Raw genomic sequence first — 14,580 nt, forward strand, 5'->3', positions numbered from 1 at the left:
CCGTCTGACGACGGTGGATCTGTTACGCCCGCTCCGCGGGCTACTCGATCAGCATGGCGGCACCCACTCCGCGGGCTCCTCGATCGACGAAGACTGCCGCAGGCACGCGATTCAGTTACGCGTGCATGCTGGTCGAGTAGCCCCGCAGGGGCGTATCGAGACCCCCCCATCTGACGACGGTGGATCTCGATAGGCCCGCTCCGCGGGCTACTCGATCAGCATGAGGGCGCCCGCTTCGCGGGCTACTCGATCAGCAGGACGGGCCCGCCCAGCGGGCTCCTCGATCGGCAGAGAGGGCCCGCCGGCGGGCAGCAGCCGGCTCAGCGCTCGCGCAGCTCCTCGGCGACGAGGAAGGCCAGCTCGAGGGACTGCATGTGGTTGAGGCGCGGGTCGCAGACCGACTCGTAGCGCGTCGCGAGGGTCGCCTCGTCGATGTGCTCCGAGCCGCCGAGGCACTCGGTGACGTCGTCGCCGGTGAGCTCGACGTGGATGCCGCCCGGGTGCGTCCCCGCGGCGCGGTGCGCCTCGAAGAAGCCCTTGACCTCGTCGACCACGTCGTCGAAGCGACGGGTCTTGTAGCCGGTGGGCGTCGTCAGTCCGTTGCCGTGCATCGGGTCGGTGACCCACAGCGGCAGCGCGTCGCTCGCCTTGACCGCCTCGAGCAGCGGCGGCAGGGCGTCGCGGATCCTGCCGGCACCCATCCGCGTGATGAAGGTGAGGCGGCCGGGCTCGCGGTCCGGGTCGAGCTTGTCGATCAGCTCGAGCATCGTCTCGGGCGTCGTCGACGGGCCGAGCTTGACGCCGATCGGGTTGCGGACGCGCGAGAGGAAGTCGACGTGCGCGCCGTCGAGCTCGCGGGTGCGCTCGCCGATCCAGATGAAGTGGCTGGAGGTGTTGTACGGCGTGCCGGTGCGCGAGTCGATCCGCGTCATCGGGCGCTCGTAGTCCATCAGCAGGCCCTCGTGGCCGGTGTAGAACTCCGTGCGCTTCATGCCCTCGAAGTCCGCGCCGCAGGCCACCATGAACTTCACCGCGCGGTCGATCTCGCGGGCGAGCTGCTCGTAGCGCTGGTTCTGCGGGTTCTCGGTGAAGCCCTTGTTCCAGTAGTGCACGAGGCGAAGGTCGGCGAAGCCGCCCTGGGTGAAGGCGCGGATGAGGTTCAGCGTCGAGGCGGCCGTGTGGTAGCCCTGCACGATGCGGCGCGGGTCGGCGGTCCGCGACTCCGGAGTGAAGTCGTAGCCGTTGACGATGTCGCCGCGGTAGGCGGGCAGCGTCACGTCGCCGCGGGTCTCGAGGTCGCTCGAGCGGGGCTTGGCGAACTGGCCCGCCATGCGGCCCATCTTGATGACGGGCATGCTCGCGCCGTAGGTGAGCACGACGGCCATCTGCAGCACGGTCTTCACCCGGTTGCGGATCTGGTCGGCCGTCGCTCCGGCGAAGGTCTCGGCGCAGTCGCCGCCTTGCAGCAGGAAGGCCTCGCCGCGGGCCGCGGCACCCAGGCGCTCGCGCAGCTGGTCGACCTCGCCGGCGAAGACGAGCGGCGGCAGCGCGGCGACCTCGGCGGACGCGGCGGCGACCGCGGCGGCGTCCGGCCAGTTCGGCTGCTGCTTGACCTCGAGCTCACGCCAGTAGTCCAGGCCGGCGACCACGGAGGGGGCGGCGAGGACGTACGGTTCGTTCGGATCGATGACCACGAGGGTTCCTGGTTCTGACGGGCGCGCGGCGCGCGCAGTGATCGCCGCCCGGTCGGACGGCGACGGTTGACGAGCTTATCGGCTCGGCGGAGGGTTCTCCGGAGGTGCGCGCAGTCGGCCCACCTGCCCGGCGCAGAGCAGGTGGCTCGGCGCGTCGGGTTCAGCGCAGCAGGGCCGCGCGCTTCTCCTTGACCGAGGTCGCGTAGACGTCGAGGTACTCCTGGCCGCTCAGTGCCAGCAGCTCGTACATGATCTCGTCGGTGATCGAGCGGAGGATGAAGCGGTCGCCCTCCATGCCCTCGAAGCGGCTGAAGTCGAGCGGCTCGCCGAAGACGATGCCGATGCGCCCGAGCTTCGGGAGCCGGCTGCCGATCGGCATGATCCGTGCGGTGTCGATCATCGCCACCGGGACGACGGGCACCCGCGCCTCGAGGACCATCCGCGCGACGCCGGTGCGGCCGCGGTACATCCGTCCGTCGGGGCTGCGGGTGCCCTCGGGATAGATGCCGAGCGCCTCACCGCCGGCCAGGACGCGGAGCCCCGTGTTCAGCGAGGCCTCGGACGCCTTGCCGCCGGAGCGGTCGATCGGCAGCATGCCGGTGGCGGTGAAGAAGAGCTTCGTCGCCCAGCCCTTCAGGCCCTTCCCGGTGAAGTAGTCGCTCTTGGCGAGGAAGACCATGTTGCGCTCGATCACCAGCGGGAGGAACACCGAGTCGATGAAGGAGAGGTGGTTGCTCGCCAGGATGACGCCGCCGGTGGCCGGGACGCGGTCGGCGCCGACCACCCAGGGCCGGAAGATCGTCTTGAGCAGGGGCCCCGCGACGATGTGCTTCATGAACCAGTAGAACAAGGGGCGCTCCTCAGCGGTCCGCGACCGGGGTCACAGCGAGCTCGCGTGCAGGCGGGCGAGGTCGGCGGCGCCGACGACCCCCGCGTCGTTGACGAGCTCCGCGATGCGGAACTCGGGCTCGGGGTGGTACCCCCGGGCGGGCAGGTTGTCGAGGTAGGCCTGGCGGATCGGGTCGAGCAGGAGGTCGCCGGCCTGCGCCACTCCCCCGCCGATCACGAACATCTGCGGGTCGAGGACCGCGCTCAGGCTCGCCGCCGCCTCGCCGAGCCAGTGGCCGAGCTGGCGGAGGGCCGCGAGGGCGCCCAGGTCTCCGGCGCTGATCAGCTCGGCGATGACGCCGCCGTCGAGCTCGCCGCCGTTCCTCGCACGCGCGTCGGCGATGCCCTGGCCGATCCCGCCGGCGTCGGCGAGCTCGGCGGCGAAGCGCTGCAGTGCGCGGCCGGAGCCGTACTGCTCGATGCAGCCGCGAGCACCGCAGCCGCAGGGCAGGCCGCCGGGGACGACCCGCATGTGGCCGATCTCGGCGGCCGCGCCGAAGCCGCCGCGCAGGAGCCGGTCATTGATGACGATCGCGCCGCCGACGCCGGTGCCGATCGTGAGCATCAGCATGTCGCTCACCAGTCGGCCGGCGCCGTAGCGGAACTCGGCCCAGCCGGCCGCGTTGGCGTCGTTCTCGATGATGATCGGCAGATCGATCCGCGCCGAGAGCTTCTCGCGGAAGGGCTCGTTGCGCCAGTTGATGTTGGGGGCGTAGTAGACGATCGACTGCGAGGCGTCGATGAAGCCGGCCGCGGCGACGCCGACGGCGGAGACGTCGCCGGCGGGGAGGCCCTCGCGCAGGCGCGCCACCATCTCCACGACGACGTCGACGATGAGCTCGGGGTGACCGGCGGGCGTCGGCTGGCGGTCCTCGCGGACGATGCCGCCGAACTCGTCGACCAGCGCTCCCGCGATCTTCGTGCCGCCGATGTCGATACCGATCGCGTGCACGCGAACCGCCTTCCGCTAGCCTCCGACGCCGCTGCGCCGCGGGTCCGCCCTGGAGCGGCGGCCACATCGAGTGTAGTGACCCGCCGAGAACCGACGTGCGGATCGTTATCCTGAGTGGATACACAGTCGGGATGCGCCGGTAGGCTGGACCCGACAATCATTCAGGTACCGAAGGAGTTGCCGTGGAGCAGTTCGATTCCCCCCTCGTGGTCGCGCCGGATCCGCAGGCCAACACGACGGCGCTGCTGCTCGACCGCGTGCGGGAGACGCCCGACCGGGCGCTCTTCGCCCTCCCCGAGTCCGGCGGCTGGCGCGACGTCACCGCCCGCGAGTTCCTCGACCAGGTGACCGCGCTCGCGAAGGGACTCGTCGCGGCGGGCATCGAGCCCGGCGACAAGGTCGGCCTGATCTGCAAGACCCGCTACGAGTGGACGCTGATCGACTTCGCCGTGTGGTTCGCGGGCGGCGTGCTCGTGCCGGTCTACGAGACCTCCTCCCCCGCCCAGGTCCAGTGGAACCTCTTCGACTCCGGAGCGCGGGCCGTCATCGTCGAGACGGCGGACCACTTCGCCCGCTTCGACGAGGTCCGCCCGGATCTCCCGGACGTCCGGCTCGCCTGGCAGATCGGCCTGGGCGACCTCGACAAGCTGGCCGCGCGCGGGGTCGACGTGCCGGACGCCGAGATCGAGCGCCGCCGCTCGATCGCCACCGGCGCCGACATCGCGACGATCATCTACACCTCCGGCTCGACCGGCCGACCCAAGGGCTGCATCATCCGGCACTCCAACTTCGTCGAGCTCAGCCGCAACTCCGCGGTCGCGCTCACGGAGCTGATCCACCAGCCGGGCGCCTCGACGCTCCTCTTCATCACGACCGCGCACGTGTTCGCCCGCTTCATCGCGATCCTCTGCGTCCACGGCGGGGTCAAGGTCGGCCACCAGGCCGACACGAAGCAGCTGCTCCCCTCCCTCGGCTCCTTCAAGCCGACGTTCCTGCTGGCCGTGCCGCGGGTGTTCGAGAAGGTCTACAACTCGGCCGAGCAGAAGGCCGAGGCCGGCGGCAAGGGCAAGATCTTCCGGCGCGCGGCCGACGTCGCCGTCGCCCACTCGATCGCCGTCGAGGCCGGCTCGGTGCCGCTCGCGCTGAAGCTGCAGTTCCTGCTCTTCGACCGGCTCGTCTACTCGAAGCTGCGCACGGCGATGGGCGGCAACGTCCGCTTCGCCGTGTCCGGGTCGGCGCCGCTCGGCGACAGGCTGGGCCACTTCTTCCACAGCCTCGGCATCAAGATCCTCGAGGGCTACGGGCTCACCGAGACGACGGCGCCCGCGACGGTGAACCGGACCGAGCGGTTCAAGATCGGCTCCGTCGGCCCGGCGATGCCCGGCTGCTCCATCCGGATCGCCGCGGACGGCGAGATCCAGGTGCGCGGCATCGACGTCTTCGGCGGCTACTGGAACGACGAGAAGGCGACGGCCGAGGCCTTCGACGGCGAGTGGTTCAAGACCGGCGACCTGGGCTCGCTCGACGAGGAGGGCTACCTCCGCGTTACCGGGCGCAAGAAGGAGATCATCGTCACCGCGGGCGGCAAGAACGTCGCGCCGGCCGCGCTCGAGGACCCGATCCGCGCCAACCCGCTCGTCGGCCAGGTCGTCGTCGTCGGCGACCAGCGCCCGTTCATCGCGGCGCTGGTGACCCTCGACTCCGAGATGCTGCCGACCTGGCTCGCGAACAACGGCCAGGACGCGAAGCTCTCGCTCGATCAGGCGGCCGTGAACCCGGCCGTCCTCGCCGAGGTGCAGCGCGCCGTCGACGCCGCGAACGCCCGCGTCTCGCGCGCCGAGTCCATCCGCAAGTTCGTGATCCTGCCCACCGAGTTCACCGAGGCGAGCGGCCACCTCACCCCGAAGATGAGCATCAAGCGGAACGTCATCCTCGACGACTTCGCCGCGACCATCAGCAGCGTCTACAGCGCCGCCCCGGCCACGGAGGGCATCAGCCTCCGCTGACGGGTCCACGTCTGCACCACGGTGGATCTCGATACGCCCGCTCCGCGGCCTACTCGATCAGCATGGGCAGGCCCACGCTGGCCTACTCGATCAGCAGGATGGTCGAGTAGCCCCGCAGGGGCGTATCGAGACCCACCGTCGCCAGCAGGGCGGGTCTGCAGACTCTCGTTCTGACGCGGGTGGATCTCGATACGCCCGCTCCGCGGGCTACTCGACCAGCATGACGTCCGACCGCGGAGACCGCAGGTCCTCCGCCGGTCGAGTAGCCCGCAGGGCGTACCGAGACCCGCCCTCCTGACCACGTGGATCTCGATACGCCCGCTCCGCGGCCTACTCGATCAGCATGCTGCGCAAGCCGGCCGAAGGCCGACGGCCGAAGGCCGAGCCGTATCCGGCGAAGCGCGTTACAGCGCTTCGCCGTCGGCGGACGCACGACGCTCTGCGGAACGCGCCCACCTCAGGAGGCCGACCGCGCCGAGCCGGGCAGGGACCGGCTCGGAAACGAACTCAGAACCAGGAGCTCTCGCGGACTTCCTTCATGGCGGCTCGGCGGTCGTCCTTGGAGAGGCGGTCGAGGTAGAGGCGGCCGTCGAGGTGGTCGCACTCGTGCTGGAGGGCCTGGGCCATCAGGCCGTCGCCCTCGAGGACGACCTCGTTGCCGTCGAGGTCGGTGCCGCGGACCTTGGCGTGCGGGTAGCGGATCGCGGGGTACCAGAGGTTGGGGACGGAGAGGCAGCCCTCGTCGACGGGCTCCGGCTCGCCGCTGAGCTCGACGATCTCGGGGTTGAGGATGTAGCCGACGACGCCGTCGACGTTGTAGCTGAAGGCGCGGAGGTTGACGCCGATCTGCGGGGCGGCGACGCCGGCGCGGCCGGGGGTGCGCACGCTGTCGACGAGGTCCTCGACCAGACCGCGGATCCCGTCGTCGACGGTCTCGATCGGGGCGGACACCGTCTTCAGGACGGGATCGCCGAAGATCCGGATCTGGCGTTCGGTCATGCGGTGCGCTCCCTCAGTGCCTCCTCGGCGGAGAGGAGGGCGTTCTCGACGACTTCGCTCGCCGCGGGGTGCGGCCAGTACTGGCTGCGGGCGAGACCGCGGATCCCGACCCCCGCGCTGGCGGCCTGGACGAGCGGCTGAATGAGGATACTCGCCTGCGGGCCCATCAGGTGCGCGCCGAGCAGCTCGCCGTCGAGTCCGACGACGAGGGTGCAGATGCTCGAGTCGTCCTCCATCGCCCAGCCGTAGGCGGTGGAGCCGAACTCCTGGGTGACGGCGACGACGTCGATGCCGCGCTCCCCCGCCTCCTTCTCGGTGAGGCCGAAGTGCGCGATCTGCGGGTGCGCGAAGATCGCGCCGGGCACGGGGGCGAGGGTGTTCGAGAGCATCTCGCCCGGGTGCAGGAGGTTGTGCGCGACGAGCCGCGCCTCGTGGTTGGCGACGTGCTTGAGCTGCCACTCCGAGGAGACGTCGCCGAGGGCGAAGAGCCCGGGCACGACGCGTCCGCCGGAGAGGACCCGCTGCTCGTCGTCGACGACGACACGGCCGTCCGGGTGCAGGTCGATCCCGACGGAGGCCGCGGCGATGGTGTCGCTGTTCGGGTCGCGCCCGGTGGCGACGAGGATCGTGTCGGTCTCGACGCGGGAGCCGTCGTCGAAGGTCGTGACGAGTCCGGTCGGAGTCGCCTCGACGCTCTCGGCGGAGACGCCGGTGCGGACGTCCCAGCGCTCGCGTGCCAGCGCTGTGAAGCCGCGGGCGATGCCCTCGTCGAGCGAGCGGAGCAGACGGTCACCGCGGACGGCCACCGTCACCGCGGTGCCGAAGGCCGAGAAGATGTGGGCGAACTCGACGGCCACCGCACCGCCGCCGAGGACGAGCATCCGTGCGGGGAGCTCGTCGATCCGCATGATCGAGTCGGAGTCGTGGATCCGCGGATCGGGCTCGTAGGCCGCGAGGAGCGGACGCGGACGCGAGCCCGCGGCGACGACCACCTGCGGTGCGCTGATCCGGACCCCGCTCGCGCTGACCAGCACGTGCGGCCGGTCGCCGTCGCCGAGCGACTCGAAGCCGAAGCTCTCGCGCAGCACGGTGACGTTCTCGGAGCGGTTCGCCCGGTAGTCGAGGCCGCCGGCGCTGATGGCGTCGGTGCGACCGAACACGCGGTCGCGCACCTCGGCCCACTCGGGTCGGGCGACGCGGCTGTGCACGCCGACCCGGTCGCCCTGGTCGACGTCGGTCACGATGTCGGCGACGTGCACGAACATCTTGGTCGGGATGCAGCCGGCGTTGAGGCAGGTGCCGCCGAACCACTCGCCGTCGTCGAGGATCGCGACGCGGGAGCCGGCCCACTCGGGGCCGACGATCGAGTTGCCGGAGCCGGCGCCGAGCACGATCAGATCGAATGCGAGGGTCTCCGTGGAGTCGACCGCCACGGCGCCCTGCAGAACCGCGTCAGGCACGACGGACCGGGATGCCCTCGACGACGAGCGCGGCGAGCAGGCGCGCCGCCTCCTGGGTCGCCGGACGCAGCTGCTCCCACTTGACGACCGAGCCGGCGGCGAGCACCGGGTCGTACGGGATGCGGACGATGTCGCGCACGCGCGAGCGGAAGTGCGACTCGATCTCCTCGAGCTTCACCAGGCTGGTGCCCTGCGTCGCGGTGTTCAGCGCGACGACGGCGTTCCGGACGAGATCGCCGTAGCCGTTGGCGTCGAGCCAGGTCAGGGTCTCGGAGGCCAGGCGCGCCTCGTCGACGCTGCCGCCGGAGACGATCACGACGCTGTCCGCGCGCTGCAGCGTCGCGCGCATCACGGAGTGCACGATGCCGGTGCCGCAGTCGGTGAGCATGATCGAGTAGAAGCGCTCGACGAGGTCGGCGACGACGTTGTAGTCGTCCTCGTCGAAGGCCTCGGAGAGCTGCGGGTCGGTGTCCGAGGCGAGCACGTCGAGCCGGGTCTCGTCGCGCGAGACCATCGTCGAGAACTCGGTGAACCCGGTCACACCGGAGGCACGGTTGACGACGTCGCGGACGGTCGAGCGGGTCTGCTTGGGGACGCGCTCGGCCAGGGTGCCGCGGTCGGGGTTGGCGTCGACCGCGATGATGCGGTCCTCGCGCGAGTCGGCGAGAGCCATCCCGAGCAGGGTCGTGACGGTCGTCTTGCCGACGCCGCCCTTGCGGGTCATCACCGGGACGAAGCGGGTGCCGCCCTCGAACTGGCGGCCGATCCGCTCGTCCATCGCCTTCCACGCCTGGACCTTCGCGGAGTCGCCGAGGTTGACGGTGTGGAAGGTGAGGCCGTAGACGAAGCGGTTCCAGCCGCCGGTCGGCGCGGGCCGGGTCTTGCGGTTGACCTCGAGGAGCCGGTCGGGCGTCAGCATCGACGCGGACTCGGGCGCGGAGGACGACCCGCCGGTGCCGGACTCGGCGCGGAGGCGGTCGCGCCGGGTGACGCCGGGAGCCGGATCAGCAGCGACAGCAGCGTCGGGCTCGTGCTCGATCTCCGGGACGGGGGCGGCAGGACGCTGCTCGCCGCGACCGCGCGGCCGCTCGCCCGCGTCCTCGGGGAGCACCGACACCTCGTCGCGCGAGGCGATGCCGGCCGAGACGGGACGGACGGCGCCCGGTGCGTCCGGGATGCCGAGGCGTCCGACGTCGATCGTCGGGTCCTCCACGGGTGCCGGAGCGCTCGACCGACGGCGCGCAGGAGCCGGGGACTCCAGCCGGATGCCGTCGGGGATGCGGGTCGGAGCGGTGTCGCTCGCACGCGGGGCGTACTGCTCGGAGTCCCGCGCCGCGTCGAGCGCCGTCCGCGGAGTCGGGCCGGTGTCGAGATCGGGCTGGTCGTCGTTGCGCTCATCCATGCGAACGAGCCTCCTTCCGCTTGCCGCCAGTGTACCGACGGGCCCGGCGGTGCACGGGGGCTCGGCTCCCGTCCTCGCGCCTGCTAGGTGCCGAGTGGAACCGTGTGCAGGGAACGGTTAGGTTCTCCCACCCGGAGGAAAGTAAAGTACTCAGCCATGCATGTACTCAGCGTGAGCTCCCTCAAGGGCGGCGTCGGCAAGACCACCGTGACGCTCGGCCTTGCATCCGCGGCGTTCTCGAAGGGCCTGCGAACGCTGGTCGTCGACCTCGACCCGCAGTCCGACGTCTCCACCGGCATGGACATCAACGTCGCCGGTCACCTCAACATCGCCGACGTCCTCACGTCGCCCAAGGAGAAGATCGTCCGCTCGGCGATCGCGCCCTCCGGCTGGACGAAGGAGCGCCAGGGCACGATCGACGTCCTGATCGGCAGCCCGTCCGCGATCAACTTCGACGGTCCGCACCCCAGCATCCGCGACATCTGGAAGCTCGAGGAGGCGCTCGCGAGCGTCGAGGCCGACTACGACCTCGTCCTGATCGACTGCGCGCCCTCGCTCAACGCCCTCACCCGCACGGCCTGGGCCGCGAGCGACCGGGTCGCCGTGGTCACCGAGCCGGGCCTGTTCTCGGTCGCCGCCGCCGACCGCGCGCTGCGCGCGATCGAGGAGATCCGCCGCGGTCTCAGCCCGCGCCTGCAGCCGCTCGGCATCATCGTCAACCGCGCGCGCGTGCAGTCGCTCGAGCACCAGTTCCGGATCAAGGAGCTGCGCGACATGTTCGGCCCGCTGGTCCTCAGCCCGCAGCTGCCCGAGCGCACCTCGCTCCAGCAGGCGCAGGGCGCCGCGAAGCCGGTGCACGTCTGGCCGGGCGAGAGCGCGCAGGAGATGGCGCACAACTTCGACCTGCTGCTCGACCGCGTCATCCGCACCGGTCGCATCGGCGAGCAGGCGGTTCCGGCGGCGACGAGCTAGCCCGGCGAGGTCCGCGCACGGCGTCGCAGCCTCGGCTGCGGCGCCGTAGCTGCGTGCGGCGGTGGGTCTCGATACGCCCCTTCGGGGCTACTCGACCAACATGTGGTGCGGGCGCCGCGCGGCAGGGAGCGCTCGACCTGGGCGGGTCAGCCGACCTTGCGGGAGGCGCGGCGGCGGGCGAGCTCGTCGGAGGGGTCGACGGACTGGTGGTCGAGCTCGACGAGGCTGGTCTCGACCTCGCGGAGGACCTTGCCGACGGCGATGCCGAAGACGCCCTGGCCGCGGCTGAGGAGGTCGATGACCTCGTCGTTCGAGGTGCAGAGGTAGACGCTCGCGCCGTCGCTCATCAGCGTGGTCTGTGCGAGGTCGTCGACGCCGGACTCGCGGAGCTGGTTCACGGCGGTGCGGATCTGCTGGAGGGAGATGCCGGTGTCGAGGAGGCGCTTGACGAGCTTCAGCACGAGGATGTCGCGGAAGCCGTAGAGGCGCTGAGTGCCGGAGCCGGAGGCGCCGCGCACGGTGGGCTCGACGAGCTCGGTGCGGGCCCAGTAGTCGAGCTGGCGGTAGGTGATGCCCGCGGCTCGCGCTGCGACGGCTCCGCGGTAGCCCGCGTCGGCGTCGAGGTCGGGCAGTCCGTCGGTGAAGAGGACGAGGTCGCGCTGGCCGCTGACGTCGCGGCTGACTTCTCTCATCCCTGTGCCTTCCGGATACGAACGCCGGTCGCTCCGAACGCGCTCCCTAAGCTACCGACCCGGGGATGCCGAGTAAACGACATCCGCTCTTCCGGGAGGGCGTGTCGTCGTCGCGGCCCGCCGATCACGAGCGAGCGAGCCGCGAGAGCGCGCTGCGCACCATCGCCTCGCGGATGGTGCCGAGGTGCGCGGCGAGGCCGATCGCGTTCTCGGCGGCGCCGGCCGAGCCGGACGCGTCGCCGCGGCGGGTGCTCGAGGCGACGACGCTCTCGATCAGCGACATCTCGCGCTCCACGGCGATGCGGAGCGGACGGAGGTGCCGCGGCTCGATCCCCGAGCGGCCGAGGTCGACGAGCGCCTTGAGCGTCGTGACCGCCTCCTCGCCGAAGACGTCCCCGCCGCGGACCAGCCCGGCGGCGATCGCCTCGCGCACGAGCGCCGGGCTCGCTCCCGACTCGCTCGCGAGACCGTCGCGGGTGAGCCGGGTGGCGGGAGCCAGCAGCGAGGGTGCGGCGCCGCCGGCGCCGGCGGGGAGGGACGGCTCACGCCCGGCGTCGACGTCGTCGAGGTAGCCGCGGATCACCTTGAGCGGCAGGTAGTGGTCGCGCTGAAGCGCGAGGATCATCCGCAGGCGCTCGACGTCGCCGGTGGAGAACTTGCGGTAGCCCGAGTCGGTGCGGGCGGGCGAGACGAGCCCCTGCTCCTCGAGGAACCGCAGCTTCGACGGCGTGACGTCGGGGAACTCGGTGGTGAGGTGCGAGAGGACCTGGCCGATGCTCAGGAGAGCGGCCGGGCCGGACGGGAGTGCGCGAGCGGTCGAACGACCCACGGCTACGCGTCCGGAGCGGCGACGAGGTCGGCGCGGGACGCGTAGAAGGTGAGGCGGAACTTGCCGACCTGCACCTCGGAGCCGTCGGTGAGGATCGCGGACTCGATCCGGACACCGTCGAAGTAGGTGCCGTTCAGCGAGCCCAGGTCGCGGACCTCGAACGAGGTGCCGCGGCGCACGAACTCGGCGTGCCGGCGTGAGACGGTGACGTCGTCGAGGAAGATGCCCGCATCCGGGTGTCGGCCGACAGTCGTCGAGTCGATGTCGAGCAGGAAGCGGGCCCCGGTGTTGGGGCCCCGACGGACGACGAGCAGGGCGGAGCCGGAGGGCAGAGCGCCGACGGCCTCGGCCTCCTCGCGGGACGCCCGGTTGTCGAGCGCCGCCAGCTGGGCGCCGATGTCGTCGGTGAACGTGAGGGTCGTCTCCGTCGACGGCTCGACGGGAACGGACGGATCTGCGGATGACGCTCCGCGCACGGACTCGACCAAGACGTACCTCCTCGCTATCCCCTCAGCGTATCGGAATCGGAGGGCCCGCCGGTCGCCCCTGACGCTCCGTCGACCCCCAGGACGAGGCCTCGGGTCTGCACCGCGTAGACGATCCCCGCCCACCAGTAGAGGAACGCGCCCCAGAGCGCGAAGGCCCAGGCGACGGGGAGGGACGCCGGGGCCAGCGCCGGGAAGGCCTGCCCGAGCATGATCAGCGGCAGCGCGTAGAAGAGGCAGAACGTGGCGAACTTGCCCAGGTGGTGCACCGGCAGCGGTCCGTAGCCGTGGTTCGCGAGGACGACCGCGAGCACGACGAGCATCAGATCCCGCGCCACCAGCACGGCCACCAGCCACCACGGCACCAGCTCGCGGACGGCGAGGCCGATCACCGTCGCGAAGATGTAGAGGCGGTCGGCGGCCGGATCGAGGACGGCGCCGAGGCGCGTGATCTGGTCGAAGCGGCGCGCGATCCAGCCGTCGAGGTAGTCGGTGAGGCTTGAGAGGACGAGTGTCAGCAGGGCGAGCGCGTCCTCGCCCTCGATGATGAGCACGAGGAACACCGGCACCAGTGCGAGCCGCACCATGCTGAGGATGTTCGGGACCGTCCAGATGCGGTCCTCCGCCGCGCGCGCCATGCCGTGAGCCTCGTCAGCGCTTGTCGCGCCAGACCCGCTCGAAGGGGAGCCGCCAGGCGTGCGGGGCGATCAGCTGGTGGATCGCGTTCGGACCCCAGGAGCCCGGTGCGTAGAGACGCACGGGCGGCGGGTCCTGCAGGAGCGGCGCCGACACCTCCCAGAGGCGCTCGATGCCCTCGGCGGTGGTGAAGAGCGTGTGGTCGCCGCGCATCGCGTCGAGGATCAGCCGCTCGTAGGCCTCGAGGGCGTCGCCGGCGCGATCGGTCTCCTGCAGCGCGAACTGCATGCTCAGCTTGTCGAGCCGCATGCCCGGGCCGGGGCGCTTGCCGTAGAAGGACAGCGACACCTTGGAGGCGTCGGCCAGGTCGAAGGTGAGGTGGTCGGGGCCGTGCGCGCCGACGCCGGAGCCCTGCGGGAACATGCTCTTCGGCGGCTCGCGGAAGGCGATGGAGATGATCCGCTGCCCCTCCGCCATCCGCTTGCCGGTGCGCAGGTAGAACGGCACCCCGGCCCAGCGCCAGTTGTCGATCTCGCACTTGAGGGCGACGAAGGTGTCGGTCTCGGAGTCGGGCGCGACGCCCGGCTCCTCGCGGTAGCCGATGTACTGGCCGCGGACGACGTTCTCGGGGTTCAGCAGCCGCATCGAGCGGAAGACCTTGTTCTTCTCCTCGCTGATCGCCTTCGGCTCGAGGGCGGTCGGCGGCTCCATCGCCATGAAGGCGAGGACCTGGAAGAGGTGGGTGACGACCATGTCCTTGTACGCGCCGGTCGACTCGTAGAACTCGGCGCGGCGGTCGAGGGTGAGCTTCTCGGGGATGTCGATCTGGACGTGGTCGATGAAGTTGCGGTTCCAGATCGGCTCGAAGAGGCCGTTGGCGAAGCGGAAGGCGAGGATGTTCTGCGCCGGCTCCTTGCCGAGGAAGTGGTCGATCCGGAAGATCTGCTCCTCGTCGAACGTCTCGTGCAGCTCGGCGTTGAGGACGACGGCGCTCTCGAGGTCGACGCCGAAGGGCTTCTCCATGATGATCCGCGAGCGCTCGACGAGGCCGGCCTCCGCGAGCATGCGGACGACCGAGAGGGCGGCGCGCGGCGGGACGCTGAGGTAGTGCAGGCGGCTGACGTCCGGGCCGAGCACCTTCTCCGCGTCGGTGACCGCCTTCGCCAGCGCGGCGGGGCCGGCGGACTGCGGGACGTAGCGGAGCTTGGAGGCGAACTCGTCCCACTGGGCGGGGGTCAGCGAGCGGCTGCCGAACTCGTCGTAGGCGAGCTTGGCGAAGGCGCGGAAGGACTCGTCGTCGTGCTCCTCGAGCGAGGTGCCGACGATCTGCAGGTCGGGCGCGAGCGAGGACAGCGCCAGGTGCGCCATGCCCGGGATGAGCTTGCGGCGGGACAGGTCGCCCACGGCCCCGAAGAGGACGACGACGTGAGGGGCGGCCTGCTCGGTCTGGACGGCGGGGGCGGGAGGTGCAGCGGTCACGGTCACCCCTCGATCATTCCATTCCGCCGCGTGACAGTGGCGTCATCCGCCGGACACGCGCCGCCGCTAAGGTCGTGCCGTGCCTC

The 14,580-nt window shown here is 71.2% G+C and carries 13 protein-coding genes; 2 read left to right on the plus strand and 11 right to left on the minus strand.

The features are described from left to right. Positions 1-320: 320 nt before the first annotated feature. The 3 genes from C1I64_RS08925 to C1I64_RS08935 all read right to left on the minus strand — a co-directional run bounded on the left by C1I64_RS08925 (position 321) and on the right by C1I64_RS08935 (position 3,534). Complete coding sequence (locus C1I64_RS08925; protein ID WP_123446548.1) at positions 321-1,649, minus strand: class II 3-deoxy-7-phosphoheptulonate synthase; 1,329 nt, start codon at positions 1,647-1,649, stop codon at positions 321-323. Between the two features lie 205 nt (positions 1,650-1,854). Further along, positions 1,855-2,544 carry a lysophospholipid acyltransferase family protein gene (locus C1I64_RS08930; RefSeq protein WP_123446126.1) on the minus strand — a complete coding sequence of 230 codons (690 nt, stop codon included), beginning with the start codon at positions 2,542-2,544 and terminating at the stop codon, positions 1,855-1,857. 30 nt (positions 2,545-2,574) lie between these two features. Next, positions 2,575-3,534 carry an ROK family glucokinase gene (locus tag C1I64_RS08935; RefSeq protein ID WP_123446125.1) on the minus strand — a complete coding sequence of 320 codons (960 nt, stop codon included), beginning with the start codon at positions 3,532-3,534 and terminating at the stop codon, positions 2,575-2,577. A gap of 182 nt (positions 3,535-3,716) precedes the next feature. Between C1I64_RS08935 and C1I64_RS08940 the strand changes: the two genes are divergently transcribed. Beyond that, positions 3,717-5,540, plus strand: coding sequence for an AMP-dependent synthetase/ligase (locus C1I64_RS08940; RefSeq protein WP_127886959.1), 1,824 nt, complete (start codon positions 3,717-3,719; stop codon positions 5,538-5,540). 507 nt (positions 5,541-6,047) lie between these two features. On the opposite strand, the gene def is transcribed toward C1I64_RS08940, so the two are convergent. The 3 genes from def to C1I64_RS08955 are packed head-to-tail and all read right to left on the minus strand — an operon-like array spanning position 6,048 to position 9,401. Next, a complete protein-coding gene (gene def / locus C1I64_RS08945; RefSeq protein WP_123446123.1) occupies positions 6,048-6,539 on the minus strand; it encodes a peptide deformylase in 492 nt (163 codons plus the stop codon). Continuing rightward, positions 6,536-7,999 carry a mycothione reductase gene (locus C1I64_RS08950; protein WP_244209432.1) on the minus strand — a complete coding sequence of 488 codons (1,464 nt, stop codon included), beginning with the start codon at positions 7,997-7,999 and terminating at the stop codon, positions 6,536-6,538. The genes def and C1I64_RS08950 overlap by 4 nt, the downstream gene beginning before the upstream one ends. Next, positions 7,992-9,401, minus strand: a complete 1,410-nt coding sequence (locus C1I64_RS08955) for a MinD/ParA family ATP-binding protein (RefSeq protein ID WP_244209433.1) — start codon at positions 9,399-9,401, stop codon at positions 7,992-7,994. The genes C1I64_RS08950 and C1I64_RS08955 overlap by 8 nt, the downstream gene beginning before the upstream one ends. A gap of 156 nt (positions 9,402-9,557) precedes the next feature. On the opposite strand from C1I64_RS08955, the gene C1I64_RS08960 reads away from it, so the two are divergent. After that, entirely contained in the window at positions 9,558-10,373 is an 816-nt protein-coding gene (locus C1I64_RS08960; protein ID WP_123446122.1) for a ParA family protein, read from the plus strand. A gap of 146 nt (positions 10,374-10,519) precedes the next feature. Here the strand turns inward: C1I64_RS08960 and C1I64_RS08965 are convergent, their stop codons facing one another. The 5 genes from C1I64_RS08965 to zwf all read right to left on the minus strand — a co-directional run bounded on the left by C1I64_RS08965 (position 10,520) and on the right by zwf (position 14,494). After that, the gene (locus C1I64_RS08965; protein ID WP_123446121.1) at positions 10,520-11,065 is read right to left on the minus strand and encodes a MerR family transcriptional regulator; all 546 of its coding nucleotides are present in this window, start codon (positions 11,063-11,065) and stop codon (positions 10,520-10,522) included. A 124-nt stretch (positions 11,066-11,189) separates the two neighbouring features. Next, positions 11,190-11,894: a transcriptional regulator FtsR gene (gene ftsR, locus C1I64_RS08970; protein ID WP_127886960.1), complete on the minus strand. Its 705-nt coding sequence runs from the start codon at positions 11,892-11,894 to the stop codon at positions 11,190-11,192. A 2-nt stretch (positions 11,895-11,896) separates the two neighbouring features. Further along, a complete protein-coding gene (locus C1I64_RS08975) occupies positions 11,897-12,382 on the minus strand; it encodes an FHA domain-containing protein (RefSeq protein WP_279392406.1) in 486 nt (161 codons plus the stop codon). A 14-nt stretch (positions 12,383-12,396) separates the two neighbouring features. After that, on the minus strand, positions 12,397-13,017 hold the full coding sequence (locus C1I64_RS08980) for a CDP-alcohol phosphatidyltransferase family protein (RefSeq protein WP_123446119.1): 621 nt from the start codon (positions 13,015-13,017) through the stop codon (positions 12,397-12,399). A gap of 13 nt (positions 13,018-13,030) precedes the next feature. Beyond that, positions 13,031-14,494: a glucose-6-phosphate dehydrogenase gene (zwf, locus tag C1I64_RS08985; RefSeq protein WP_123446544.1), complete on the minus strand. Its 1,464-nt coding sequence runs from the start codon at positions 14,492-14,494 to the stop codon at positions 13,031-13,033. Positions 14,495-14,580: the final 86 nt, after the last annotated feature.

The organism is Rathayibacter festucae DSM 15932 (assembly GCF_004011135.1).
GTDB classification, from domain to species: Bacteria; Actinomycetota; Actinomycetes; order Actinomycetales; family Microbacteriaceae; genus Rathayibacter; species Rathayibacter festucae.

What these genes read in the sequence shown, in the direction of transcription:
- def (WP_123446123.1), bottom strand. Translation starts at nt 6,539, where the DNA reads ATGACCGAACGCCAGATCCGGATCTTCGGCGATCCCGTCCTGAAGACG.
- C1I64_RS08960 (WP_123446122.1), top strand. Translation starts at nt 9,558, where the DNA reads ATGCATGTACTCAGCGTGAGCTCCCTCAAGGGCGGCGTCGGCAAGACC.
- C1I64_RS08965 (WP_123446121.1), bottom strand. Translation starts at nt 11,065, where the DNA reads ATGAGAGAAGTCAGCCGCGACGTCAGCGGCCAGCGCGACCTCGTCCTC.
- C1I64_RS08955 (WP_244209433.1), bottom strand. Translation starts at nt 9,401, where the DNA reads ATGGATGAGCGCAACGACGACCAGCCCGATCTCGACACCGGCCCGACT.
- C1I64_RS08980 (WP_123446119.1), bottom strand. Translation starts at nt 13,017, where the DNA reads ATGGCGCGCGCGGCGGAGGACCGCATCTGGACGGTCCCGAACATCCTC.